At 73.8% G+C, this 24823-nt stretch carries 21 protein-coding genes and 1 pseudogene; 18 read left to right on the plus strand and 4 right to left on the minus strand.

Annotation, left to right across the window (positions count from 1 at the left end):
- Positions 1-170 precede the first annotated feature (170 nt).
- The 3 genes from ACIPM1_RS30695 to ACIPM1_RS30705 are packed head-to-tail and all read left to right on the plus strand — an operon-like array spanning position 171 to position 2757.
- Positions 171-704: a PadR family transcriptional regulator gene (locus ACIPM1_RS30695; protein WP_356180606.1), complete on the plus strand. Its 534-nt coding sequence runs from the start codon at positions 171-173 to the stop codon at positions 702-704.
- The gene (locus tag ACIPM1_RS30700; protein WP_402440180.1) at positions 701-1390 is read left to right on the plus strand and encodes an ABC transporter ATP-binding protein; all 690 of its coding nucleotides are present in this window, start codon (positions 701-703) and stop codon (positions 1388-1390) included. The genes ACIPM1_RS30695 and ACIPM1_RS30700 overlap by 4 nt, the downstream gene beginning before the upstream one ends.
- Positions 1387-2757, plus strand: a complete 1371-nt coding sequence (locus ACIPM1_RS30705) for an ABC transporter permease (RefSeq protein WP_402440183.1) — start codon at positions 1387-1389, stop codon at positions 2755-2757. Before ACIPM1_RS30700 ends, ACIPM1_RS30705 begins: the two co-directional genes overlap by 4 nt.
- Before the next feature lie 116 nt (positions 2758-2873).
- On the opposite strand, the gene ACIPM1_RS30710 is transcribed toward ACIPM1_RS30705, so the two are convergent.
- Complete coding sequence (locus ACIPM1_RS30710; RefSeq protein WP_356180599.1) at positions 2874-3410, minus strand: HNH endonuclease; 537 nt, start codon at positions 3408-3410, stop codon at positions 2874-2876.
- Positions 3411-3733: 323 nt separating this feature from the next.
- Here ACIPM1_RS30710 and ACIPM1_RS30715 point away from each other — a divergent pair, with 323 nt between their 5' ends.
- The 12 genes from ACIPM1_RS30715 (at position 3734) to ACIPM1_RS30770 (ending at position 20119) form a co-directional block, all read left to right on the plus strand.
- Positions 3734-4831, plus strand: coding sequence for a mechanosensitive ion channel family protein (locus ACIPM1_RS30715; RefSeq protein WP_402440186.1), 1098 nt, complete (start codon positions 3734-3736; stop codon positions 4829-4831).
- 205 nt (positions 4832-5036) lie between these two features.
- Positions 5037-6248, plus strand: coding sequence for an ROK family protein (locus ACIPM1_RS30720; protein WP_402440189.1), 1212 nt, complete (start codon positions 5037-5039; stop codon positions 6246-6248).
- 83 nt (positions 6249-6331) lie between these two features.
- Positions 6332-7597, plus strand: coding sequence for a 6-phospho-beta-glucosidase (locus ACIPM1_RS30725; protein ID WP_402440192.1), 1266 nt, complete (start codon positions 6332-6334; stop codon positions 7595-7597).
- Positions 7588-8571, plus strand: coding sequence for an N-acetylglucosamine kinase (locus ACIPM1_RS30730; RefSeq protein WP_402440195.1), 984 nt, complete (start codon positions 7588-7590; stop codon positions 8569-8571). Before ACIPM1_RS30725 ends, ACIPM1_RS30730 begins: the two co-directional genes overlap by 10 nt.
- A 202-nt stretch (positions 8572-8773) precedes the next feature.
- Positions 8774-10231 (plus strand): hypothetical protein, encoded by a 1458-nt coding sequence (locus ACIPM1_RS30735; RefSeq protein WP_402440197.1) that lies wholly within the window; start codon positions 8774-8776, stop codon positions 10229-10231.
- A gap of 14 nt (positions 10232-10245) precedes the next feature.
- Positions 10246-11265: a glutamate ABC transporter substrate-binding protein gene (locus ACIPM1_RS30740; protein WP_402440199.1), complete on the plus strand. Its 1020-nt coding sequence runs from the start codon at positions 10246-10248 to the stop codon at positions 11263-11265.
- 52 nt (positions 11266-11317) lie between these two features.
- Positions 11318-12652: a hypothetical protein gene (locus ACIPM1_RS30745; RefSeq protein WP_402440202.1), complete on the plus strand. Its 1335-nt coding sequence runs from the start codon at positions 11318-11320 to the stop codon at positions 12650-12652.
- Positions 12649-15195, plus strand: coding sequence for a tetratricopeptide repeat protein (locus ACIPM1_RS30750; RefSeq protein ID WP_402440205.1), 2547 nt, complete (start codon positions 12649-12651; stop codon positions 15193-15195). The genes ACIPM1_RS30745 and ACIPM1_RS30750 overlap by 4 nt, the downstream gene beginning before the upstream one ends.
- A 3-nt stretch (positions 15196-15198) precedes the next feature.
- The gene (locus tag ACIPM1_RS30755; RefSeq protein WP_402440208.1) at positions 15199-16587 is read left to right on the plus strand and encodes a protein phosphatase 2C domain-containing protein; all 1389 of its coding nucleotides are present in this window, start codon (positions 15199-15201) and stop codon (positions 16585-16587) included.
- Positions 16588-16723: 136 nt separating this feature from the next.
- Positions 16724-18070 (plus strand): VWA domain-containing protein, encoded by a 1347-nt coding sequence (locus ACIPM1_RS30760; protein ID WP_402440211.1) that lies wholly within the window; start codon positions 16724-16726, stop codon positions 18068-18070.
- A 93-nt stretch (positions 18071-18163) separates the two neighbouring features.
- Positions 18164-19471, plus strand: coding sequence for an FHA domain-containing protein (locus ACIPM1_RS30765; RefSeq protein WP_402440213.1), 1308 nt, complete (start codon positions 18164-18166; stop codon positions 19469-19471).
- 243 nt (positions 19472-19714) lie between these two features.
- Positions 19715-20119, plus strand: coding sequence for a globin (locus ACIPM1_RS30770; RefSeq protein WP_402440216.1), 405 nt, complete (start codon positions 19715-19717; stop codon positions 20117-20119).
- 78 nt (positions 20120-20197) lie between these two features.
- Here the strand turns inward: ACIPM1_RS30770 and ACIPM1_RS30775 are convergent, their stop codons facing one another.
- Genes ACIPM1_RS30775 through ettA form a run of 3 tightly spaced genes read right to left on the minus strand, consistent with a single transcriptional unit; the run spans position 20198 to position 22994 of the window.
- Positions 20198-20887 carry a hypothetical protein gene (locus tag ACIPM1_RS30775; RefSeq protein ID WP_402440219.1) on the minus strand — a complete coding sequence of 230 codons (690 nt, stop codon included), beginning with the start codon at positions 20885-20887 and terminating at the stop codon, positions 20198-20200.
- The gene (locus tag ACIPM1_RS30780) at positions 20884-21327 is read right to left on the minus strand and encodes an acyl-CoA thioesterase (RefSeq protein WP_402440221.1); all 444 of its coding nucleotides are present in this window, start codon (positions 21325-21327) and stop codon (positions 20884-20886) included. Before ACIPM1_RS30780 ends, ACIPM1_RS30775 begins: the two co-directional genes overlap by 4 nt.
- A 2-nt stretch (positions 21328-21329) precedes the next feature.
- Positions 21330-22994 (minus strand): energy-dependent translational throttle protein EttA, encoded by a 1665-nt coding sequence (gene ettA / locus ACIPM1_RS30785; protein WP_402440224.1) that lies wholly within the window; start codon positions 22992-22994, stop codon positions 21330-21332.
- Positions 22995-23237: 243 nt separating this feature from the next.
- On the opposite strand from ettA, the pseudogene ACIPM1_RS30790 reads away from it, so the two are divergent.
- The 3 genes and pseudogenes from ACIPM1_RS30790 to ACIPM1_RS30800 form a co-directional block, all read left to right on the plus strand.
- Positions 23238-23744 (plus strand): annotated as a pseudogene (locus ACIPM1_RS30790) (HAD domain-containing protein); the annotation flags it as partial.
- 75 nt (positions 23745-23819) lie between these two features.
- On the plus strand, positions 23820-24245 hold the full coding sequence (locus ACIPM1_RS30795) for a DUF3592 domain-containing protein (RefSeq protein WP_402440251.1): 426 nt from the start codon (positions 23820-23822) through the stop codon (positions 24243-24245).
- A 123-nt stretch (positions 24246-24368) separates the two neighbouring features.
- On the plus strand, positions 24369-24668 hold the full coding sequence (locus ACIPM1_RS30800) for a hypothetical protein (RefSeq protein ID WP_402440226.1): 300 nt from the start codon (positions 24369-24371) through the stop codon (positions 24666-24668).
- Positions 24669-24823 lie beyond the last annotated feature (155 nt).

A 24823-nucleotide genomic window follows, 5' to 3' on the forward strand; every position in this document is an offset into this window, starting at 1 on the left:
CCGCCCCCGGACGGCCTCCCGGAGACTTCCCCGGGAGGTTTCCGTCCGGGGCCGCACCGGCGGGTCTCTCCCGCGGCTGCTCCGGCAGGAGTTCCTCCCGGAGCCCTCTCCCGGAGATTTCCGCGCGCCACTATTCACTCAGTACATATCTTGAGTGCATAATGATCGCCATGAGCACCCGCCACATCCTGCTGGGGCTGCTCGCCGGAGGGCCGAGCCATGGCTACGACCTCAAGCGACGCCACGACGACCACTTCCCCGAGGCCCGTCCGCTGGCCTACGGGCAGGTCTACACGACCCTGCAGCGCCTGGTGCGCGACGGACTCGCCGAGGTGGAGGGCACCGACTCCGACGGCGGTCCGGAGCGGACCCTGTACCGCGTCACCGCCGAGGGCGCCCGGGAGGTCGCCGCCTGGGCGGCGCGGGTCACGGCTCCCGCGCCGTTCGTGACGAACGAGATCTTCGCCAAGGTCGTGGTCGCCATCCTCACCGACGGCGACCCGGCCGCGCACCTGGCGGCCCAGCGGGCCGCCCACATGGCGCGGATGCGGGAGCTGACGGCGGTCAAGACCGCTCCCGGCGCCGCCCTGGCGACCGTCCTCTCCGCGGACTACGCCCTCAACCACCTCGACGCCGACCTGCGCTGGATGACCACCACGCAGGCCCGCCTCACCCATCTGACCACGGAGGTCGACCGAGCATGACCACCCCACCGGTGCCCCTTCTGGTGGCCCGAGACCTCGTCAAGACCCATGGCCGGAACCCGGCCCTGCGCGGCGCCGGACTGGAGCTGGGCGGCGGCGAGATCGTCGCCGTGACCGGGGCCAGCGGGAGCGGCAAGTCCACGCTGCTGCACTGCCTGGCCGGGATCGTCCGCCCGGACGAGGGCTCGGTGACGTACCGCGGGGAGCGCCTCGACACGCTGCCGGAGCGGCGCCTCGGCGAACTGCGCCGCACCGACTTCGGCGTGGTCTTCCAGTTCGGCCAGCTGATACCCGAGCTGACCGCCCTCGACAACGTGGCGCTGCCGCTGATGCTCGCCGGCACCGCGCGGGCGCGGGCCCGGCAGGAGGCGGGCGCGTGGCTGGAGCGGTTCGGCGCCGGGGCACGGCGCGACGCCCGTCCCGGGGAGCTGAGCGGCGGCGAGGCCCAGCGGGTGGCGCTGGCGCGGGCGCTGGCGACCGGTCCGCAGGTGGTCTTCGCGGACGAGCCGACCGGGGCGCTGGACTCGCTGGCGAGCGAGGAGGTGATGACGTCGCTCGTGCACACGGCCCGCGCGTCGGGCACCGCGGTGCTGCTGATCACCCACGACGCCCAGGTCGCGGCGTACGCCGACCGCGAGGTGCGGCTGCGGGACGGCGCGACGGTTCCCGTGGGGGTGGCCGCATGAGGGCCGACCTACGGCTGGCCTGGCTGCTGATCCGGGGGTCCGACCGGCACGAGTGGTGGCGGATCGCGCTCACGGCGGTGGGGGCCCTGTGTGCGACGGGGCTCGGCCTCGCGGCGGCGGCGCTCGCCTCGCTCCGCGGCCACTTCAGTGTGTCCGTGGGCGACGGCCTGCTGGACAACCCGGGCGAGCGGTCCGGGGTGATCGTCGTACTGCTGCTCCTACTGGTCCCGGTACTCGGCTTCCTCGGCCAGTGCGCCCGGATCGGGGCGGTGCGCCGCGACCGGCGGGCGGCTGCGCTGCTGCTCGCCGGCGCGGGGCCCGGCCAGGTCCGGCGGATCGCCGCGCTGGAGACCGGACTGGCCTGCCTGCTGGGCTCGGCGCTCGCCACCGCTGTCGCGGTGACGGTGCTGCTGGGCGCGTGGCAGAGCCCGCCCGCGCTCGCCTGGGCCGGGGTGGCGCTGGTGGCGGCCGGGGTGCCGGTGCTGGGCACGGCCGCCGGGGTGCTGGCGCTGCGACGGGTGGTGGCCTCGCCGCTCGGCTGGGCCCGCCGGACGCGGCCCGGGACGGGCCGGGGTCCGGGGCTGCTGTTCCTGGGCGCGCTGCTGGTCGTGGCCGTGGCGGCGCCGGTGGCCGTCGCCGGCACGTCCTCCGGTGAGTCCGGCCGGCCGACCGGTACCGTGCCGCTGGTCCTGTTCGGGACGGTGCTCGTGGTCGGCGCGGGCGCGGTGCTCCTGGCGGGTGCCGTCTCCCGGCTGACCGGGCGGCTGCTCGCGGCCCGCACCGGGTCGGCGTCCGTGCTGATCGCGGCGGAGCGGCTGCGCGACGACCCGTGGGCGGCGGCCCGCACGCACGCGGCGGTGCTGCTGGTGACGGTCGTCGGAACCTGCTTCGTGGGCGTCCGGCAGGCGCTGGTCGCGGACCTGGACGCGTCCCGCCGCCGGGGGGCGACCGGAATACCGCCGTCCTTCTACACGACGGGGCTGAACCTGGCCGCCGCCGCCATCCTCGTCGCCCTCGTCATCACCGCGGCCGGGCTCGCCGTGGGCACCGCGGAGTCCCTGACCACCCGCCGCCGGGGCCTGGCCGCCCAGGTCGCCGCCGGAGTGCCGCGGACGGTGCTCGCGCGGGCCCTGCTGCTGGAGACCGCGCTGCCGCTGGCCCCCGCCGTCCTGGTGGCGGGCGCCGGAGGGATGACGGCGGGCACCCTGTACGGGCCGGTCGTCGCCGAGGGACGTTTCGAACTGCCGGTCCCGTACGCGGCACTGCTCGTCCCACTCGGCGTGTACGCCGTCTGCCTGCTGGCCGCGGCCGCCTCCCTGCCCCTGCTCCACCGCTCCACGCACCCGGCGGAACTGCGCTACGCCTGAGCGCGTCCCCGTACCGGGGCGCATCCCCGTGCCCGAGCGCATCACCGTGCCGGGGCGCGCCCCCGTGCCCGAGCGCACCCCGCCGCCCGGGCGCGGCAATGCGAAGGCCCGGATCGTCAGGCGGAAATGCCGTCGATCCGGGCCAGGGCGTCGTCCGCGCCGAACGGCTGCAAGTAGGGCAGCCAGCGCGGGTCCCTATGACCGGTGCCGATGATGCGCCAGGCCAGACCGGTGGGCGGCGCGGGCTTGTGACGCAGCCGCCAGCCCAGTTCGACGAGGTGGCGGTCGGCCTTGACGTGGTTGCAGCGGCGGCAGGAGGCCACCACGTTGTCCCAGACGTGCTTGCCCCCGCGTGAGCGCGGGATGACGTGGTCGACGCTGGTTGCGACGCCACCGCAGTACATGCACCGGCCGCCGTCGCGCGCGAAGAGCGCACGCCGGGTCAGCGGAACGGGCCCCCGGTAGGGAACCCGCACGAATCGCTTGAGCCGGACCACGCTGGGTGCGGGGACGGTGACGGTCGTGCTGTGCAGGAAGGCGCCGGACTCCTCGAGGCAGACTGCCTTGTTCTCGAGGACAAGGACCAGCGCGCGGCGGAGCGGTACGACGCCGAGTGGCTCGTACGACGCGTTGAGGACCAGGACATGCGGCACGGATGCCTCCTTGGGCGTCGGCGGCGCGTGGCTCGCGCCGGGACGATCTGCAGCCAGTCTCCCCTCATACCTGGTGGAGGCGCCACCATGTCCCGGTAACGGGCTGGGAGTGTTTTCGACCACATCGGTATGCATCCCCCGCAAGGCGGCCCGTTCACACGGCCAGTTCAGAGGCGGTGGGCGCGGCACCTCCTCGGAAGTTCACGGGAATCGGCACACCACGCCCCGATAATGTGGGGGCTCCGCCCGTCCGGTGACCCGATCGTGACCCAAACGACGTTGACCGCCGCGCCGGAGGGCGGACGCATCTGGAGGTACCTGCCGTGTCCTTGCCCGCCGCCCTGCTGGCCGTCGGCCCGTCGCCGTCGCCGTCCCGGTCCGGGACGACGGACCCGGCGGTCCCCACGCTCCAGGACGCCCAGCAGAGCGCGACGAACGCCGCCGGCTGGGTCGAGCAGAACTGGTCGACCTGGCTGGCGATCGGTCTGCGGGTCCTGCTGATCCTGGTGATCGCGGCGGTGCTGAGAGTCGCGGTGCGGCGGGCGATCACCAAGCTCATCGAGCGGATGAACCGCACCGCCGTACAGGGGGCGGGCGGGACGGCGCTGGGCGGCCTGCTGGTGAACGCCGAGCGCCGCCGGCAGCGCTCCGCGGCGATCGGCTCGGTGCTGCGCTCGGTGGCGAGCTTCGTGATCGTCGGCACCGCGGCGCTGATGGTGCTGTCCACCTTCCAGATCAACCTGGCCCCGCTGCTGGCGTCGGCCGGTGTCGCCGGTGTGGCGGTCGGTTTCGGTGCCCGCAACCTGGTCACGGACTTCCTCTCCGGCGTCTTCATGATCCTGGAGGACCAGTACGGCGTCGGCGACACGATCGACGCGGGCGTCGCCTCCGGTGAGGTGATAGAGGTCGGCCTGCGCGTGACCAAGCTGCGCGGCGACAACGGCGAGATCTGGTACGTGCGCAACGGCGAGGTGAAGCGGATCGGCAACCTCTCGCAGGGCTGGGCCACGGCCGGGGTGGACGTGACCGTCAAGGCGGACGAGGACCTGGACCGGGTCAAGGCCACGCTCGACGAGGTGGCCGAGAAGATGACCAAGGAGGAGCCCTGGAACGAGCTCCTGTGGAGCCCGATCGAGGTCCTCGGCCTGACCAGCGTCCTGCTGGACTCGATGGTGGTCCGCGTCTCGGCGAAGACCATGCCCGGCAAGGCCCTCTCGGTCGAGCGCGAGCTGCGCTGGCGCGTCAAGCGCGCGTTCGACGCGGCCGACATCCGCATCGTCGGCGGCGCGACCGCCCCGGCGGAGGAGGAGCCCGCCGACCCCGCGGCGACGGTGGCCGCGCCCTCGGTGTACTCCAACTCGGCGTCCCCGCAGGCGGAGGCGGCCACCCCCCTCACCGCGCCGCGGCCGACCCCGAAGTAGGCCGCACCCCCGCAGGCGGCAGACGCCCCCGCAGGCGACGGCTTCCGTCGCCGCGGGGGCGTCGTCCCTTGACGCCCCCGCACGCCGGGCATACGGTCCTCCGACCGGAACAGGAAACTTTCCTAACAGTGCCGGACGGTGAGCGCGCTGCCCATCACCCGTGCACACGCGGATCGGGCAGCCGGAGGGGGAGGTGGCACGACGCATGGCCGGAACCGCCGGTACGCCGGGCACCCCGCGTGTCCTGCGCGCCATGAACGACCGCGCCGCCCTCGACCTGCTCCTGGAGCACGGGCCGCTGTCCCGGACCCGGATCGGCAGGCTCACCGGCCTGTCCAAGCCGACCGCCTCGCAGCTCCTGGCCCGCCTGGAGGCCGCGGGGCTGGTCCTGGCCACCGGCACCACCGAGGGCCGCCCCGGACCCGGCGCCCGGCTGTACGCGGTCAACCCGGCCGCCGCGTACGCCGCCGGGCTGGACGTGACGTCCGGGCGGATCCGTGCCGCCGTCGCCGACGTCACCGGCCGCACGGTCGGCGCGTACGAGCTGCCCACCCCCGGCCGGGGCCCGGGCCGGCCCGTCGTCCGGCAGGTCACCGACGCCCTCGACGGCGCGGTGAAGGCGGCCGGCCTCTCCCGGGCCGACGTCCACCGGCTGGTCATCGGCACCCCGGGCGCCTTCGATCCCCGCACCGGCCGTCTGCGCTACGCCTCCCACCTGCCGGGCTGGCACTCCCCCACCCTGCTGGAGGAACTGGCCGCCGCGCTGCCGATGCCGGTGGAGTACGAGAACGACGTCAACCTCGTCGCCCTGGCCGAGCAGCGGCTCGGCGCGGCCCGCGGCCACCAGGACTTCGTCCTGCTGTGGAACCAGGAGGGCCTCGGCGCCGCGCTCGTCCTCGGCGGCCGGCTGCACCGCGGCTGGACCGGCGGCGCGGGCGAGGTCGGCTTCCTGCCGGTGCCGGGCGTGCCGCTGGTCCGCCGGGTGACCAGGGCCAACAGCGGCGGCTTCCAGGAGCTGGCCGGCTCCCGGGCGCTGCCGGAGCTGGCCCGGCGGTGCGGCGTCGAGGACGTGCCCGCCGGCCCGCACGCGCAGGCCGCCGCCGCGCTGCTCGCGCGCGCCGCCGGCCACGCCACCGGCCCCCACCACGAGCTGCTGCTCGCGTACGCGACCCGGCTCGCCACCGGTCTCGCCTCCCTCGTCTCCGTCCTCGACCCCGAGCTCGTCGTCCTCGGCGGCGCCGCGCTCACCTCCGGCGGCGAGGTGCTGCGCGCGCTCGTCCAGGCCGAGCTGGCGGAGCTGGCCGCCTCCCGCCCGCGGCTCGTCGTGGGCGAGGTCCGCGAACAGCCCGTACTGCGCGGGGCGTTGGAGAGCGCGCTCGCCACCACCCGCGACGAGGTCTTCGACACCGCGCGCTGAGCGTCGTAGACCTCTCGTTCCCTCTTCGTCCAGAAGGCTCGCCGAGGGCGTCACGCTCACCGGAGTGAAGGGTTGGACCGTCTGTGAAACTCACCGTGGTCGGCGGAGGCTCGACCTACACCCCCGAACTCGTCGACGGCTTCGCCCGTCTGCGGGACACTCTGCCCGTCGAGGAGCTGGTGCTCGTCGACCCGGCCGCGGACCGCCTGGAGCCGGTGGGCGGCCTGGCCCGGCGCATCCTCGCCCGGCAGGGGCACGCCGCCCGGATCGTCACCACCTCCGACCTGGACGCGGGCGTCGAGGGCGCGGACGCGGTCCTGCTCCAGCTCCGCGTCGGCGGGCAGGCCGCCCGCGAGCGGGACGAGACCTGGCCGCTGGAGTGCGGCTGCGTCGGCCAGGAGACGACGGGCGCGGGCGGCCTCGCCAAGGCTCTGCGCACGGTCCCGGTGGTGCTGGACATCGCCGAACGGGTCCGCCGCACCAACCCGCGGGCCTGGATCATCGACTTCACCAACCCGGTCGGCATCGTCACCCGCGCCCTGCTCCGAGCGGGGCACCGGGCGGTCGGCCTGTGCAACGTGGCGATCGGCCTGCAGCGGAAGTTCGCCGCCCTGATGGACCTCTCCCCCGGGGACGTCCACCTCGACCACGTGGGCCTGAACCACCTCACCTGGGAGACCGGGGTACGCCTGGGCGGCCCCGAGGGCGAGGACGTCCTGCCCGCGCTGCTGGCCGGGCACGGCGACCGCATCGCCGAGGACCTCCGTCTGCCCCGCACGCTCCTGGACCGCCTCGGCGTGGTCCCCTCCTACTACCTGCGCTACTACTACGCGCACGACCGGGTCGTCGACGAACTGCGCACGAAACCGTCCCGGGCCGCCGAAGTGGCCGCGATGGAGCGGCAACTGCTGGAGATGTACGGCGACCCGGCGCTCGACGAGAAGCCGGCCCTGCTCGCCCGGCGGGGCGGGGCCTACTACTCGGAGGCGGCGGTGGACCTGGCCGCCGCCCTGCTCGGCGGGGGAGGCGGCCCGTACCAGGTGGTGAACGCGCCCAACCGGGGCACGCTGCCCTTCCTCCCCGACGACGCGGTGATCGAGGTGCAGGCGGCGGTGGGCCCCGAGGGGGCGGCCCCGCTGCCGGTGCCCGCCGTGGACCCGCTGCACGCGGGCCTGATGGCGCACGTGACGGCGTACGAGGACCTCGCCCTGGAGGCGGCGCTGCGCGGCGGCCGCGACCGGGTGTTCCGCGCCCTGCTCGCCCACCCGCTGATCGGCCAGTACGCCCTCGCCGAGGCCCTGACCGACCGGCTGATCGCGCACAACCGGGAGCATCTCGCGTGGGCGTGACCGCGAGCGTCCTCGCCGTCGACGCGGGCAACAGCAAGACCGACGTCGCCGTCGTCGCGGCCGACGGAACCGTCCTCGGCACGGCCCGCGGCGGCGGCTTCCGGCCGCCGGCCGTGGGCGTCGAGGCGGCGGTGGACGCGCTGGAGGAGGCCGTGGAGCAGGCGATGGGGCGGGCCCGCGCGGCGGCCGGCGTCACCGCCGTCTCCCATGTCTCGGCCTGTCTGGCCAACGCGGACCTCCCGGTGGAGGAGGGGCGGCTGGCGGCGGCCCTGCACGCGCGCGCCTGGGGCGCGACGGTCGAGGTGCGCAACGACACGTTCGCGATCCTGCGCGCGGGCGTGGCCGAGCCGCGCGGGGTCGCGGTGGTCTGCGGCGCCGGCATCAACTGTGTCGGGATGTGCCCCGACGGCCGCACCGCCCGCTTCCCGGCGCTCGGCCGCCTCTCCGGGGACTGGGGCGGCGGCTGGGCACTGGCGGAGGAGGCGCTGTGGCACGCGGCCCGCGCGGAGGACGGCCGCGGGGCGCCCACGGCGCTGGCGCGCACGCTCCCGGCCCACTTCGGGCTCGGCTCGATGTACGCCCTGGTCGAGGCACTGCACCTGGGCCACGTCGCCGCCCACCGCCGGCACGAGCTGTCCCCGGTCCTGTTCGCCACGGCGGCGGCCGGTGACGCGGTGGCCCGCGCCCTCGTGGACCGGCTCGCCGAGGAGGTCGTGCTGATGGCGGCGGTGGCGCTGACCAGGCTGGACCTGCTGGACGAGGAGACGCCGGTGCTGCTCGGCGGGAGCGTCCTGGCCGCGCGGCACCCGCAACTGGACGGCCGCGTCCGCGCGCTGCTGGCGGAGCGCGTCCCGAAGGCGGTGCCGCACGTGGTCGCCGCGCCTCCGGTGCTGGGCGCGGCGCTGCTGGGCCTGGACCACGCGGGCGCGCCCGCCGGGGCGCGGTCGAGGCTGCGGGCGCACTTCGAGCGGTGAGCGTCCGACCGCCGCCCCGCCGTGGGAACCGAACCGATCTCCCCGGCGTATTCATGGGCAGGGGGTGGTGCGCAGTGGCGTGCCGTGCGCCCTCCGCGAGGCGACTGCGCTGCGATCGGATCAACATCGGGCGAAGGCCGGTGCGGATGCCGGCCCCGGCAGCGATACTTGCGGCGACGGATGACCATGGGGGAGGTCAGCAGTGACACACCCGCCGAACAGCGGTGCGGCGCCCGCGGGTTCCGTCCTGCCCACGATGCCCGCCGTTCCACCGCAGCCCGGCCCGTCGCCCGTTCCCCCGGCACCCGTGCCGCCGGGTCCGCCCGGGCCGCCGCGGCGCACCGCGTTCGCCGAGGGCGTCGACCGGCTGCGCGCGGCCGCCACCACCGAGCCCGGACGGCTGCGCGTCATCGGCGCCGTCCTCGCCCTCCTCGTGGTCGCCTTCGGGGCCGTCACCGCCTGGCAGACGACGGACCGGGCCACCGCCGCCGACGACGTGCTGCACAGCAGCCAGCCGCTCAGCTCCGACGCCGCGGACATCTACCGCTCGCTCGCCGACGCCAACACCATGGCGACCAGCGGCTATCTCGCGGGCCTGCAGGAGACCACCGCCACCCGCGAGCGCTACGAGAACGACGTGCGCACGGCGGCCGCGAAGCTCGTCACGGCCGCCGCCAACTCCGACCCGGGCTCGCCGTCCGCGGCCACCATCACCCGGCTCAACGAGCTCCTGCCGCGCTACAAGGGCCTGGTGGAGTCCGCCCGCGCCAACAACCGGCAGGGCTTCCCGGTCGGCGGCGCCTACCTGCGGACCGCGAACGACACGATGCAGAATCAGATGCTCCCGGCGGCCGAGGACCTCTACCAGAAGGAGAACCAGCGCCTGAGCGCCGACTACGCGGACGCGACCCCCTACCCGTGGGCCGCGATCGCGCTCGGTGTCCTCGCCCTCGCCGCGCTGGCCTGGGCCCAGCACCGCAACTACCGGCGCACCAACCGGGTGCTGAACCACGGCCTGGTCGCCGCCTCCGCCGCCACGGCCGTGGTGCTGCTGTGGGTCGTCGTCGGCCACACCGTCGCCCGGGCCGGCCTCAACGGCTCCTACGCGCACGGCGTCCGCTCGCTCAGCGTGCTGCACGACGCCCGCATCGCCTCCCTGAAGGCCCGCAGCGACGAGAACCTGACCCTGGTCAGCCGCGGCGCGGAGACGAAGACGCTGCCGGACAAGACGGTCATGGACGCCTACGACTACGCGTACGACCAGGAGATCGCCGCCCTGGGCAGAACCCTCGCGCGGGCCGGCGCTCTCGCGGACGACTCGGCCGGGACGGAGCCGGTGAAGGTCGCCGGCCAGTCGATGAAGGTGTGGAAGTCCCGGCACGCGCTGGCCCGCCAGGCCAACGACTCGGGCGACTACCAGAAGGCGCGCGACAGGGTCATCGGGACCGCCGCCGCCGACCAGTCGACCGGCGAGTGCTTCGACAACGTGGACAAGTCGCTGAAGTCGGCGCTCGACCACGAGACCGGCGAGTTCCAGCAGGCCGCCGGCGACGGCCGGGCCGCGATGACCGGCCTGACCGCGGGCTCCGCGGCGCTCGCGGTCCTCGGCGCGGCCGGCGCCCTGCTCGGCATCGGGCGACGGCTCTCGGAGTACCGGTGAAAGGGGGCGTGACCATGCGAGCACGACGTCTGCGGGCCGGCCTGAAGGGCTGGGGCGGGGTCGGGGCGATGGCGGCCGTCTGCGCCCTCGCGCTGGCGCTCGTCCTGCTGCTGCCGCTCACCCGCCCGCACGACCGCCCCGGCGGCGTCCCGTCCGCCGGCGGGCGGACGGCCCACGCCACCCAGGCCAGGGCCGGCGACTGCAAGGACGGCGACGCGCAGAACCGCAGCCCGTCCCCGTCGGGCGCCGAGGGCGCGACGGTGCGGGCCATCAAGGAGCGCGGCTACCTCTCGGTCGGCGTCGACCAGAACAGCTACCGCTGGGGCTACCGCAACCCGAACAACTCCTCGGGCGAGCTGGAGGGTTTCGACATCGACCTCGCCCACCGCATCGCCAAGGACATCCTCGGCGACGAGACGAAGGTCCAGTTCAAGGCCATCCCCACCAACGAGCGGATCCCCGCGATCCGCAACGGCCGGGTCGACATGGTGGTCCGCACCATGACGATCACCTGCGACCGCCTGGACGAGGTGGCCTTCTCCGCCCCCTACTTCCTCACCGGGCAGCAGGTCCTCGCCCCGAAGACGTCGACGATCACGGGGTACGACGCGTCGCTCGCCGGCCACAGGATCTGCTCGGCCAGCGGCTCCACGGCCCACGACCACCTGGCCGAGGACCGCGCGTCCGGCCGGATCCCCGCCTCCGCCGACATCTCCACCACCGTGCCCAACCAGCTGGACTGCCTGGTGCGGCTGCAACTCGGCGAGGTGGACGCGGTGGTGACCGACGGCGCGCTCGCCGCCAGCCTGGCCGCGCAGGACCCGGCGGTGGACCTGAAGGGCGACACCTTCACCAAGGAGTACTACGGCGTGGCGATGAATCTGCGCGCCGAGGATCTGGTACGCCGGGTCAACCGCGTGCTGGAGGACTACCGCAAGGACGGGGGCTGGAAGGCGTCGTACGACAAGTGGCTTTCCCCCACGCTGGGTAGGGAGTCGGAGTCGGCGACTCCGCCGGCGGCGAGCTACCGGTGACCGCCGGCCGCACCCCTGTACGACGGACCGCACGAGCAGCGAGAGGTGATCGATGGGCGTCACGGACCCCGCCGGGCCGGTGATGGACCGGGACGAGGTGGACCGTGCGCTGGCGCGGCTCGGCGCGGAGCACGAGGCGATCGAGACCTCGCTCCTCGCCCTGCAGGACCACGCGGGCCGCAGGCTTCTCGAGGGCGCCGAGCTGACCGGCCGCACCAAGGAGCGCTGGGCGGGCGCGGAGGCGTCGATCACGCTGCTGTGGGCGTACTTCGACGCCTACACCGGCGCGCTGCGCACCGCCCGCGAGATCCGCGCCCGGCGCCGCTGGTCCAGCCGTGAGGACCTGGTGGAGCTGACCGAGCTGCTGCGCGGCGAGTCGGTCACCGTCGCCGGCGCGGCCACCGCCGCCGCCACCGCGAACGGGCCGGCGCCGCACGGCGGCGCGGCCCGGCTCAGCGAGCGGTTCTCCCTGGCGGCGCTCGTGGACCGGATGAACGACCTGTACGCGACGAGCCTCGACATGGTGGTCGCCGCCGACGCCGTGTGGTCGGCGCTGCCCGCCCGGATAGATTTACTGGCCGCGGAGCTCCAGCGCACCCGCAAGCTCGCGCACTCCGTCGGCGTGCGCCCGGGCGAGCACCCGGCCGGCGACGACCTGGAGCGCATCACGCGCACCCTGACGAAGCTGCGCGCGGAGGTCGTCTCCGACCCGCTCGCCTTCTGGGTCCCGGCGCAGGGCAGTTCGGCACCGGGCGGCGGCCGCCCGGACACCACGGTGTACGACGGTGAGGCGCGGGCGCTGGAGGAGGTGCGCCGGGAGATCGACGCCGTGCTCTCCGTCCGCCAGGACGCCGAGCAGCGGCTGATCAAGCTGCGGGACCTGCTCTCCCGAGCGGACCGGACGCTCGCCGAGGCGCGCGCCGCGCGCGGCGAGGTCCTGGCGAAGATCGCCGCGACGGAGGTGCCGGTGGTCGGCGGCCCGCCGACCGTGCTGCAGGAGCAGCTGGCGACGGCCGCCGAGTACCGCAGGCAGGCCCAGTGGCACCGGCTGTCCCCGCTCCTGGAGTCGCTGGAGCAGAAGGCGGAGGACGAACTGCTGCGGGCGCGCGAGTCGTTGACCGCGGTGACCGCTCCGCTGGCGGTGCGCGCCGAGCTGCGCGGCCGTCTCGACGCGTACCGGGCGAAGGTGGCGCGGCACGGGCTGGCGGAGGACCCGCTGCTGGTGGAGCGGTACGACGCGGCGCGCCGCATGCTGTGGAGCGCGCCGTGCGACCTGCGGGTCGCCGAGCAGGCCGTGCTGCGCTACCAGCGGGCGGCCGCCGAACTGCTGGGCGCCCCGCGGGTGCCGGAGCAGGGCGGGCCCGAGGACGGGAGGGGGGAGTCATGAGCCAGGCGGGGCAGACCTGTCAGCGGCCGGGCTGCGGCGGCGCCTACGAGGACGTGGGCGGCGGCGAGCTGTACTGCGACACCTGCGGTCTGGCGCCGGTGGTCTCGGCGAACGGCTCGGTGAGCTCGCCGCCGACCGGCGTCACCGGCGGCGGGGACTCGGGCGGTCCGGGCAGCGGGAGTTCGCCCTCCAGCGCCCGCAGCGCCCGGACCTCCTCGCAGTCCTCCCGGTCGCGCCGCTCGGTGTCGGGCCGGCTCTCGCGTTCCCTCTCGGGGCGTACCGGCGGCCGCTCGGTGTCGGTGCGCGGCTCCGGCACGGGCTCGGGCAGCAGCGGCCGCGGCCGGCTGGGCGCCGGGCTGGTGCAGGTGCCGCAGGTGCCGCGGCCCGATCCGCGTTCGGTGGTGCTGGAGCACCCCGAGGTGCCGGAGCGGAAGCGGTTCTGCTCGCGCTCGGACTGCGGGGCGCCGGTGGGGCGCTCCCGCGGGGACCGGCCGGGCCGGACGGAGGGCTTCTGCACCAAGTGCGGCCACCCGTACTCGTTCGTGCCGAAGCTGCGGGCCGGTGACATCGTGCACGGCCAGTACGAGGTCGCGGGCTGTCTGGCGCACGGCGGCCTCGGCTGGATCTATCTCGCGGTGGACCGCGCGGTGGCGGACCGCTGGGTGGTGCTCAAGGGCCTGCTGGACACCGGGGACCAGGACGCGATGGCGGCGGCGATCTCCGAGCGGCGCTTCCTCGCGGAGATCGAGCACGCCAACATCGTGCGGATCTACAACTTCGTGGAGCACCTGGACCAGCGCACCGGCTCCCTCGACGGCTACATCGTGATGGAGTACGTCGGCGGCAAGTCGCTGAAGGAGATCGCCAACTCCCGCCGCACCCCGGACGGCAGGCGCGAGCCGCTGCCGGTGGAGCAGGCCTGCGCGTACGGCATCGAGGCCCTGGAGGCCCTCGGCCACCTGCACGGCCGCAACCTGCTCTACTGCGACTTCAAGGTCGACAACGCCATCCAGACCGAGGACCAGCTCAAGCTGATCGACATGGGCGCGGTGCGCCGGATGGACGACGAGGAGTCGGCCATCTACGGCACGATCGGCTACCAGGCGCCGGAGGTCGCGGAGGCGGGCCCGTCGGTGGCGAGCGACCTGTACACGGTCGGCCGTACGCTCGCCGTGCTCACCTTCGACTTCCAGGGCTACACGAACGTCTTCGTGGACTCCCTGCCCGACCCCGACCACATCGAGGTCTTCCGCCACTACGAGTCCTTCTACCGGCTGCTGGTCCGCGCCACGGACCCGGACCCGGGCCGCCGGTTCTCCTCCGCGCAGGAGATGGCGGAGCAGCTCACAGGCGTCCTGCGGGAGGTCGTCTCCCTGCAGACGGGACACGCCCGGCCCGCGCTGTCCACCCTGTTCGGCCCCGAACTGAAGGTGACCGACACCGAGTTGTTCCCGAAGCTGGACGGGGACGTGTCACGGCTGGGGGCCCGGGCGCTGCCCGCGCGCCGCCGGGCGGGCGCGCCCGCCGTCACGGCCGCCGGCGCCGGGGGGCCGGGCGGGGCGGCCGGAGGCGCGCCCGGTGAGGGCGCGCCCGGCACCGTGAGCCTGGTGAAGCCCGTGCACACCCCGGCCGCGGCCCTCGCCCTGCCGGTTCCGCACGTCGCCGCGTCTGACCCCAACGCGGGTTTCCTCGCCGGTCTGCCGACGTCCTCGCCCGGGGATCTGGTCCAGGCCCTCGCGGCGGCGCCGGCCCCCTCGCCCGAGACCCGGCTGCGCCAGGTCCGCGCCTGGCTGGAGACCGGCGAGTCGGCCACCGCGCTGCGAGGGCTGCGCGCGTTGGAGGAACAGGACCCCGACGACTGGCGGATCGTCTGGTACCGGGGCGTGGCCTCCCTCGTCACCGGCGACCACGAGGAGGCGGCCCTCGCCTTCGACGCGATCTACGACGCCTTCCCGGGCGAGGTCGCGCCGAAGCTGGCGCTCGGCCTGTGCGCGGAGGTGCTCGGCCAGCTCGACAACGCCGCCGAGTACTACCGGCTGGTGTGGGCGACCGACCCCAGCCATGTCAGCGCCGCGTTCGGCCTGGCCCGGGTCCAGCTGGCCGCCGGTGACCGGCGGGCCGCCGTCCGGACCCTGGAGTCGGTGCCGGAGGCGTCCGTCCACTGCACCGCCGCGCGCGTGGCGGCCGTAAGGGCGCGGCTGCGGCACCGGACGGCCGTCGCGTCCGACACGCCGTTCCTGGAGGATCTCACGGCCGCCGCGCGGCAGGTGGAGGCGCTGGAGACGTACGGTCTGGACCCGGCGCGACGTGAGCAGTTGTCGGCGGAAGTCCTCGGCTGCGCCCTGGACTGGATACTCTCCGGAGGTGGGGCTTCCGGCCCGGCCTCCCGGCGGGTGCTGCTCGGCAGCGACCTGGACGAGCGGGGCCTCCGCTTCGGCCTGGAGCGTTCGTACCGCACGCTGGCCCGGCTGGCGCCCGGCGGCGAGGAGAGGATCGACCTGGTGGAACGTGCCAACCGTTACCGCCCCCGGACGTGGGTGTAATCGATGTCGCAGACGCACCAGTTGTCCGCCTGCCCGAGCTGCAGGGAGCCCCTCGAGTCGGGTGACCGTTTCTGCGGCGCGTGCGGATACGACCTGTCCGCCGCCGCGCCCTCGCCCGACACGCCGACGCTGACCATGCGCGACGGGTCGGCGCTGCCGCACCCCGCCGCTCCCGGCGACGACGGCGCCGGGTGGCGCGCCGCCGGGGCGCCGGACGCCTCCGGCGCCCCGGCCGCCGTGCATCTGCCGTCGGACCTGCCGGGCACGGACTCGGGCGGCTCGCCGCTGTCGCCGGGCGCGGCCCGGCAGCAGCCGCCGGCCACCGGTTCACCGGCCTCCCCGTCCGCCGCGTCCCCGGCCTCCGGCGTCCGCTTCGACCGCCCGGCCGAGCCCGAGGAGTACCCGCTGCAGGCGCCGGACCCGCGTCAGGCGGCCGGCCGGGCCGCGCCGGCCGGGGACGGGACGCCGGCCGAGGGCGCCGCCGTGTGCGTGGCCTGCCGGGCGGGCCGCGTCGACAGCGACGGCTACTGCGAGAACTGCGGGCACGCCCAGCCGCGCGAGCGGGACCACATGGAGCAGGAGTCGGGTCCGGTGGCCGCGGTCAGCGACCGGGGCCTGCGGCACCACCGCAACGAGGACGCGTTCGCCGTCGGCGGCACCGCGCTGCCCGACGGCTCCCCCGCGCTCCTCGCGGTCGTCTGCGACGGCGTCTCCTCGGCGACCCGCCCGGACGACGCCTCGCTGGCCGCCTCACGGGCGGCGAGCGAGTCCCTGCTGGCCGCGCTGCCCCGCGGCACCCACCCGCAGCAGGCCATGCACGAGGCGATCGTCGCCGCCGCGCAGGCGGTCGAGGCACTCGCCGAGGAGCCCGCGACGGCCCGCGAGCACGCCCCCCACCAGAACGCGCCGGCCTGCACGTTCGTCGGCGCGGTGGTCACCACGGGCCTGCTGGTCGTCGGCTGGGTCGGCGACTCCCGCGTCTACTGGGTCCCGGTGGACCGCGACGCACCCCCGGCCCGGCTCACCGAGGACGACTCCTGGGCGGCGCAGATGGTCGCCGCGGGCCTGATGAGCGAGTCGGAGGCGTACGCCGACGAGCGCGCCCACGCGATCACCGGCTGGCTCGGTGCGGACGCCTACGAACTGGAGCCGCACACCGCCTCCTTCAAGCCGGACCGGCCGGGTGTGGTCGTGGTCTGCACCGACGGGCTGTGGAACTACGCGGAGGCGGCCGAGGAGATGGCCGAGGCGCTCCCGCCCGACGCCGCCGCGCGCCCTCTGCACAGCGCGCGGGTGCTGGTCGGCCACGCCCTGGACGGCGGGGGCCACGACAACGTAACAGTGGCCGTCCTGCCGTTCCCGGCGCCGCCGCAGGGGGCAGGATCGGCCTGAGGGCGTACGCCGGGAGGGACGACGGCAATCCCGGCGCACCCCTCGGCACGGGGAAGCTCCTGCGGGCCGGAGGGGACCGGCCCGCTCACTGTCGTCGCCCCCGCCCGCGGGGGTCATGAGGGGGATCCGATTAGGCATGGCCAATTTCTCGAAGTCGAACGTGCCGCAGTTCTCGGTCGACGTGTACCAGAACGAGTACCTGCCGGAGGGCGGCCGCGAGGTCAACGCGATCGTCACGGTGTCGGCGACCGGGGGCGGCACGATCGGGAGCGCGGTCACGGCACCGCACCTGTACCCGCCCGGCCAGGGCCCGTCCGCGGCCGTCGCGCTCATGGTCGACTGCTCGGGCTCGATGGACTATCCGCCGACGAAGATGCGCAACGCCCGCGACGCCACGGCCGCCGCGATCGACACCCTGCGCGACGGCGTGCACTTCGCGGTGATCGGCGGCACGCACGTCGCCAAGGAGATCTACCCGGGCGCCGGCCGCCTCGCGGTCGCCGACGCCACCACCCGCGACCAGGCCAAGCAGGCGCTGCGCAAGCTCGCCGCGGGCGGTGGCACGGCCATCGGCACCTGGCTGCGGCTGGCCGACCGGCTGCTGGCGTCGGCGGACGTCGCCATCCGGCACGGCATCCTGCTCACCGACGGCCGCAACGAGCACGAGTCGCCCCAGGACCTCAAGGCCTCGCTGGAGGCCTGCGCCGGACGGTTCACCTGTGATGCCCGGGGCGTGGGCACCGACTGGGAAGTGAAAGAAGTCACAGGGATCGCCTCGGCGCTCCTCGGCACCGCCGACATCGTCGCCGATCCGGCCGCCCTCGCCGCCGACTTCACGCACATGATGGAGACCGCGATGGGCAAGGAAGTCGCGGACGTCGCCCTGCGGGTGTGGACGCCGGTCGGCAGCACCATCCGGTTCGTCAAGCAAGTCGCCCCCACAGTCGAGGAGTTGACCGAACGCCGCACCGAGGCCGGACCGCGCGCGGGCGACTACCCCACCGGGTCGTGGGGCGACGAGTCCCGCGACTACCACCTCTGCGTGCGGGTCCCCGAGGCCCAGGTCGGCCAGGAGATGCTCGCGGCGCGCATCTCCCTGGTCGTGCCGCAGCCGGACGGAACGGTGCAGAATCTCGGCGCGCAGGGCCTGGTAAGGGCGGTGTGGACCGACGACATGGCCGCCTCCACCTCGATCAACCCGCAGGTGGCCCACTACACCGGTCAGGCCGAACTGGCCCAGGCCATCCAGCAGGGCCTCGAACTCCGCAAAGCGGGCGATTTCGACGGAGCGACCGCCAAACTGGGCCGGGCCGTGCAGCTCGCCGGCGCCTCCGGGAACGCGGATACTGCGAAACTCCTTGCGAAGGTGGTGGACGTGGTCGATGCGGCGACAGGTACTGTGCGACTGAAGGCGAAGGTCGCGGAGGCCGACGAGATGACTCTCGAGACTCGGTCCACCAAGACCGTTCGCGTGAAGAAGTGAGCCGGAGGAGACTCCGGCACCAGCGAGCCCGGCCCCGCGGGGTGGGAGAAATCCGGCCCCAGCGGCCGGAAGAGGAAAGGGGGAAGCGCCGACATGCCGACCTGCCCGAACGGACACCAGTCGGGTTCCGACGACTGGTGCGAGGTCTGCGGTCACCGCATGGCCGGTGCCGTGCCTCCGCCTCCCCCGCCGCCCCCGGTCGGCGGCTACGGCTTCCCGCCCGCGCCGGGCCCCGGCGGCCCCGGTCAGCCCGGTGGGCCCGCGGGGCGTTCGCACCTGTCCGCCGTGCCGGACGCCGAGCCGGAGCTCTGCCCGCAGTGCCGCACGCCCCGCGAGGGCGGCGCGCCGTTCTGCGAGGAGTGCCGGTGGAACTTCCTGACGAACACGGCGACCTCGTACACCCCGGCCGCGCCGCGCCCGCCGGCGCCCGGCCCGGGCGCCCGCTTCCCGCAGCCGCCCGGCCCCGCCTTCGGCGGTGGCGGCGACGCGTTCGACTACCAGAGCTCCCGGCCCTCGCAGGTGAACCGGCCCGCCGAGCCGATCCCGCCGGGCCCGCCCTTCGGCACCGAGCCACCGGGACGTCCCGGTGGTCCGGGCGGTCCCGGGGGTTCTGGTGGCCCTGGCGGCCCCGGGCCCTCGGGCTTCGGCCGGGACTCCGGTTTCCCCGGCCCGTCCGGCCCCTCCCACTTCGGCCCCGACCCCTCGCGGCCGGTTCCGCCGCCCGGCCCGACGCCGCCCGCCGGTCCGGGGGCCCCGGGAGGCGCCCCGCAGGCGTTCCAGCCGTCCGGTCCGCCGGCCCCGCCCGGCTTCCCGCAGGAGACGAACCGGCCGCAGCCGGGCGCTCCGTCCTTCGGCGGTGACGACGACTGGGTGATCTCGCCGCCGTCGTCCACCGCCCCGGGCGGTCCCGGCGGCCAGGGCGGGTACGGCTATCCGCAGCCCGGCTCCACGCAGGCCCCGCCCACGTCCGGCTTCCCGCACCAGCCGCAGCAGCCGGCGACCTGGACGGCGACCATCGGTCCGGACCGCGAGTACTTCATGGCGATGATGCAGCGCTCCGGCCCCGAGGCCGCGGGCCTGAACCTGCCCGCGTACTCGCCCGAGCAGCAGCGCACGCTCACCGGCAACCAGGTCACCATCGGCCGCCGCCGGCACTCCACCGGCGACACCCCCGACATCGACCTGTCGGTGCCGCCGGAGGACCCGGGCGTCTCGCACCAGCACGCGGTGCTGGTCCAGCAGCCGGACGGCGGCTGGGCGGTCGTCGACCAGAACTCGACGAACGGCACCACGGTCAACGGCTCGGAGGAGCCGATCCAGCCGTTCGTCCCGGTACCGCTGCAGGACGGCGACCGGGTCCACGTCGGCGCCTGGACGACGATCACCGTCCGGCGCGGCTAGGACCCGTCCCGACCAGGGACCTCGGACCCGGAGGGGCCACGCACCCGGCCCCTCCGGGTCGTCCGGCCCTGCCCGCCGTCGGACCGGCCGCGCACCGGGATCCCGTACCGTTCGCGCGCCGGCCGCCCCTCCCGCTCCCCCGGGGCTACGCCTCTCGCGGGCCGACGCCCCGGGCCGGGCCTCCCACGGCCGGAGGGACCTGGGGCTTGAGTCCTCCGCCCGGCGGTCTGAGACCATGGACGGGTGAAAGAGATTCCGCGCGGCACGCTTCAGGAGCAGACCTTCTACGAGCAGGTCGGCGGGGAGGAGACCTTCCGCCGGCTCGTCCACCGTTTCTACGAGGGAGTCGCCGGGGATCCGGAACTGCGGGCCATGTACCCGGAGGAGGACCTGGGCCCGGCCGAGGAGCGTCTGCGGCTGTTCCTGATGCAGTACTGGGGCGGCCCGACGACCTACAGCGAGCGGCGCGGTCATCCCCGGCTGCGGATGCGGCACGCGCCCTTCACCGTCGACCGGGCGGCGCACGACGCCTGGCTGAGGCACATGCGGACCGCCGTCGACGAGCTCGGCCTGTCGCCGGAGCACGAGCAGACGCTGTGGAGCTACCTGACCTACGCGGCAGCGTCGATGGTGAACACCCCCGAGTGACCCGCTCCCCGCACCGATGGTGCCGGGGCGCGCCGCGTCCCTCCCTCCGCGCACCGCGCGACGCGGTGCCGGGGGGGCTCAGCGCACGCTGACGCCCAGGGGGCCGAGACCCGCTCGCCGGACCGCGATCGACCCGTACGGGGTGCGCAGCCGGAGCCACGCGCCCGACGCGAACAGCTCCGCCGGGGCCTCCTTGCCCCCGTCGGCCCGCGCTGACCTCAGGAACCCCAGGGACTGGGCCGCGTGCACGGCCCGCACGGGCAGAGGGGTCTCTCCGACCGGCCGGGACCAGATCTCCCGCCCGATCCGGTCGAGTTCGGCCCGCGTCCGCCCCTCGGGCGCCAACTCCTGTGTCCGGGAACGGAACTCGGCGACGGCGACGGCGACCGTCGCGCGCAGGGAGTCCGCCTGCGGCAGCCCCGGCTCCGGCCGCCAGCCGCCGCGCGGCGGAAGCACGCCCGCCCACGGCGGCCCGGTCACCGCGCCCGGCACATCGGCGGTCGCCGACGGCTCGTCCACCGACTCCAGGAACTCGCCCGCGGAGACGGTCCGGTCGAGCGTGACGTCGAGCCCGTTCTCGTAGGGTTTGGCGAGCCGGACCGCGCGCACCGCCAGGACCTCGAAGGAGGCGGGCCGCCCGAACACCGCGAGCGCCGTGCCCGCCGCCTGCAGGCGCACGGCGGCGGAACGGTCGTAGTGGAGCAGCCGGGAGAGGAAGGCCGCGAGGTCCGCCGCCTCCCTCTCGTCGGCGAGGTGGAGGACCGTCATGCGGCGACGGCCCCCTCCTCGTCGTCCTCGCCCGCGGCGCCGTCCGCGCCGGCGTCGTCCCGGTACTCCTCGAGGAACTCCCGTTCCTCCGCGGTGATCCGGCGCGGCCGCTGCGCCTCGAAGTCGAACGGGACGATCACCGTCGAGGCCCGTACGTAGACCTGGTCGCCGTCCTTGACCTCGTAGGTGAGGGTGAAGGACGCCGCCCTGATCTCCGTGACCCACAGCTCGATGTCCACCGGCGCGTGCCGGTGGACGAGCTGGCGCTTGTAGTCGATCTCGTGACGCGCCACCACGGACCCCTGCTTGAACTCCTTGTCCGGGCGGAACAGGAAGTCGATACGGGCCTCCTCCAGGTAGCGGAGGAACACCACGTTGTTGACGTGGCCGTACGCGTCCATGTCCGCCCAGCGCAGGGGGCAGCGGTAGATGTGGCGCAAGATCAGCCCCGGGTCAGCTTCTTGTAGGTGGCGCGGTGCGGGCGGGCCGCGTCGGGGCCGAGCCGCTCGATCTTGTTCTTCTCGTACGACTCGAAGTTGCCCTCGAACCAGAACCACTTGGAGTCGCCCTCGTAGGCGAGGATGTGCGTCGCCACGCGGTCCAGGAACCAGCGGTCGTGGGAGACCACCACGGCGCAGCCGGGGAACTCCAGCAGCGCGTTCTCCAGGCTCGACAGGGTCTCGACGTCGAGGTCGTTGGTGGGCTCGTCGAGGAGCAGCAGGTTGCCGCCCTGCTTCAGGGTGAGCGCCAGGTTCAGGCGGTTGCGCTCACCGCCGGAGAGGACACCGGCCGGCTTCTGCTGGTCCGGGCCCTTGAAGCCGAAGGCGGAGACGTACGCCCGCGAGGGCATCTCGACCTGGCCGACGTTGATGTAGTCCAGCTCGTCCGAGACGACGGCCCACAGCGTCTTCTTCGGGTCGATGTTCTCGCGGCTCTGGTCGACGTAGGAGATCTTGACGGTCTCGCCGACCTTGATGCTGCCCGAGTCGGGCGTCTCCAGGCCCTGGATCATCTTGAACAGGGTGGTCTTGCCTGCGCCGTTCGGGCCGATGACACCGACGATGCCGTTGCGCGGCAGGGTGAAGCTGAGGTCGTCGATGAGGACCTTCTCGCCGAAGGCCTTGTTGAGGTTGTTGACCTCGACGACGACGCTTCCGAGCCGCGGGCCCGGCGGGATCTGGATCTCCTCGAAGTCCAGCTTCCGCATCTTCTCGGCCTCGGCCGCCATCTCCTCGTAGCGGGCCAGACGCGCCTTGGACTTGGCCTGACGCCCCTTGGCGTTGGACCGCACCCACTCGAGCTCTTCCTTCAGGCGCTTCTGCCGCTTGGCGTCCTTCGCGCCCTCGACCTTGAGGCGGGTGGCCTTGGTCTCCAGGTACGTGGAGTAGTTGCCCTCGTACGGGTAGGCGCGGCCGCGGTCGAGCTCCAGGATCCACTCGGCGACGTTGTCCAGGAAGTACCGGTCGTGGGTGATCGCCACGACGGTGCCCTCGTACTTGGCCAGGTGCTGCTCCAGCCAGTTCACCGACTCGGCGTCGAGGTGGTTGGTGGGCTCGTCGAGGAGCAGCAGGTCGGGCTGCTCGAGCAGCAGCTTGCACAGCGCGACGCGGCGCTTCTCGCCACCGGAGAGGTTGGTGACGGGCCAGTCGCCGGGCGGGCAGCCGAGGGCGTCCATGGCCTGCTCGAGCTGCGCGTCGAGGTCCCAGGCGTTGGCGTGGTCGAGCTCCTCCTGGAGCTTGCCCATCTCGTCGAGCAGCGCGTCCGAGTAGTCGGTCGCCATCAGCTCGGCGATCTCGTTGAACCGGTCGAGCTTGCCCTTGATCCCGGCGACGCCGTCCTGGACGTTCTCCAGGACCGTCTTCTCCTCGTTCAGCGGGGGCTCCTGCAGCAGGATGCCGACGCTGTACCCGGGCGAGAGGAAGGCGTCACCGTTGGAGGGCTGCTCCAGCCCCGCCATGATCTTCAGCACGGTCGACTTACCGGCACCGTTCGGGCCGACGACGCCGATCTTCGCACCCGGAAGGAAGTTCAGGGTGACGTCGTCGAGGATCACCTTGTCGCCGTGCGCCTTGCGCGCCTTGCGCATGGTGTAAATGAACTCAGCCAAGAGAAACCGTCCGGCAGCTTGAAATCTGGCAGTGGGCAGATACACCCCATCTTGCCCGACCGCCACCCCTCGGGGGAAACCCGTATGGCCGAAGGGCTCTGACCTGGGGGTTCGTCGCTGGCGGCGATGGCTCGACTGTCACTGTCGGTCGCCGTTGGTCGGCCTCGGGCACCCTCGCGCGGCCCACAGACGGCCCAGAGCAGAGAGTGTCACTCCCCCGCCACGCCGGGCTGTCGTGCCGCCGTGACAAGCGCAGCGGAGCGCCCCATCCTCTTCCTCGACATCGACGGTCCCCTCATCCCGTTCGGGTCATCGCCCGGCCGCATACATGCCACCGTCTCCGACTCAGGGGCGCCCGTCGATCACGGAAACCCGCTGCTTGAGCGGCTCGACCCGGCGATGGGGCCGCGCCTCGTGGCCCTGGGCTGTCAGCTCGTGTGGGCCACGACGTGGATGGAGGACGCGAACGAGGCTGTGGCCCCACCCCTCGGGCTGCCACGGTTGCCCGTGGTGGAGTGGCCCGACACCGGCGCTGATGAAGGTCTCCGCGGCCTTCACTGGAAGACCCGCCACCTTGTCGAGTGGGCCAACCGCCGGCCGTTCATCTGGGTCGACGACGAGATCAGCGCCATGGACCGCCTCTGGGGCGCTGCCCAACACCCTGAGCCGTCGCTCCTTCATCGCGTCGACCCGTCCAAAGGCCTCACAGACGCTGACTTCGTCGCGATCACCGGTCGTTTGCACCCAGGGACCCCGCGCCACGAGGTCGACGTGCATCCCGCACTTGGGGGTTCGCCTGCGCGGGCAGTCCGCTACCGTCTGGCCATGACGGGCGAACAGTTGGGGGGCGGCTTCGTCGCCGTAGTAACGGGCGTCCTGTGCCTGGTTTTGGCTTTCGAGGCTCTGCGCCGTTGCATCCTGAGGCTGCGCGGTGTCAGCACTACAGCCGAGTTGGTCAGGTTCCGCACCGCGGTGGCGGAGGACGGCGACTTGCTGTATTACCCGGTAGTGGCCTTCACTCTGCCGAACGGCGTGGAGATCGAAGCGGAGGGGGAAGGTGTGTCCCACCCGCCTCACGGCACGCACGAGGGGGACCGCACCGAGGTCGTCTATGACCCGGCGGTACCGACCAGCATCGTCCTTCCCTCTCTTCTACCGGGCAGGCTCAAGGTAGGTGAGATCCTCGCGCATTGTGTTGCGGCGATCGCTTTGGGGTTCCTGACCTATCAGATCCTCGTCGATACCTTCTGACAATGGCTGACACAGGGCCTGAGTTGCCGAAGAAGTGAAGGGCCGGATCTCTGACCTGTGGCCATGTGAGGTGAGGTCACCCGGAGGGACGTTCGCGTGCCACGATCTTTGCTGGGAGGTGCGATGAACTACGTGGCCCTGTTGGCGTTTACGGCCTTCGCTCTGGGCATGGTGGGGTTGGGCGTGGCGGGGCTCACCACCGGCTGGATCCACCCATGGGAGCGAGGCCGGGTCCTGCGCCCAGCGGCCCACGGGTTCAGCCACATCTTTTCGGGGTGTGGCTTCTTCTGCTTTTGCGTGTTCTTCCTCTTCGAGTCGTCGGGAGATGTCTCGCCGAAGTTGCTCGTAGTGCTTGCGGTGGGGGCAGTCCTCTTCTTGATCGGGACCGTCCTACGCGGCGTGGCCAGCTTCCCGGACCGCTGATATGGAGGGCCTGGGTGTCCGCGGACTTGCCCAGATGGCACGCGCTGAGGTCGGCGTAGCGACTTTGGCCTGGAGTTTCAATGACCCAGTCAAGCGCCGCACTCGCATCCCGGAGCACCAGTTCGGAAGATCGCGTATGCGGATGCGGCCTGGTC

This window comes from Streptomyces sp. NPDC086766, assembly GCF_044746005.1.
GTDB lineage: Bacteria > Actinomycetota > Actinomycetes > Streptomycetales > Streptomycetaceae > Streptomyces.

Bases quoted from the DNA above. Each gene is read 5' to 3' on its own strand.
- ACIPM1_RS30720 (WP_402440189.1), top strand. From the start codon at position 5,037: ATGGCCGGAACCGCCGGTACGCCGGGCACCCCGCGTGTCCTGCGCGCC.
- ACIPM1_RS30750 (WP_402440205.1), top strand. From the start codon at position 12,649: ATGAGCCAGGCGGGGCAGACCTGTCAGCGGCCGGGCTGCGGCGGCGCC.
- ACIPM1_RS30755 (WP_402440208.1), top strand. From the start codon at position 15,199: ATGTCGCAGACGCACCAGTTGTCCGCCTGCCCGAGCTGCAGGGAGCCC.
- ACIPM1_RS30695 (WP_356180606.1), top strand. From the start codon at position 171: ATGAGCACCCGCCACATCCTGCTGGGGCTGCTCGCCGGAGGGCCGAGC.
- ACIPM1_RS30740 (WP_402440199.1), top strand. From the start codon at position 10,246: ATGCGAGCACGACGTCTGCGGGCCGGCCTGAAGGGCTGGGGCGGGGTC.
- ACIPM1_RS30775 (WP_402440219.1), bottom strand. From the start codon at position 20,887: ATGACGGTCCTCCACCTCGCCGACGAGAGGGAGGCGGCGGACCTCGCG.
- ACIPM1_RS30760 (WP_402440211.1), top strand. From the start codon at position 16,724: ATGGCCAATTTCTCGAAGTCGAACGTGCCGCAGTTCTCGGTCGACGTG.
- ACIPM1_RS30705 (WP_402440183.1), top strand. From the start codon at position 1,387: ATGAGGGCCGACCTACGGCTGGCCTGGCTGCTGATCCGGGGGTCCGAC.
- ACIPM1_RS30700 (WP_402440180.1), top strand. From the start codon at position 701: ATGACCACCCCACCGGTGCCCCTTCTGGTGGCCCGAGACCTCGTCAAG.
- ACIPM1_RS30745 (WP_402440202.1), top strand. From the start codon at position 11,318: ATGGGCGTCACGGACCCCGCCGGGCCGGTGATGGACCGGGACGAGGTG.
- ACIPM1_RS30800 (WP_402440226.1), top strand. From the start codon at position 24,369: ATGAACTACGTGGCCCTGTTGGCGTTTACGGCCTTCGCTCTGGGCATG.
- ACIPM1_RS30765 (WP_402440213.1), top strand. From the start codon at position 18,164: ATGCCGACCTGCCCGAACGGACACCAGTCGGGTTCCGACGACTGGTGC.
- ACIPM1_RS30795 (WP_402440251.1), top strand. From the start codon at position 23,820: ATGACGGGCGAACAGTTGGGGGGCGGCTTCGTCGCCGTAGTAACGGGC.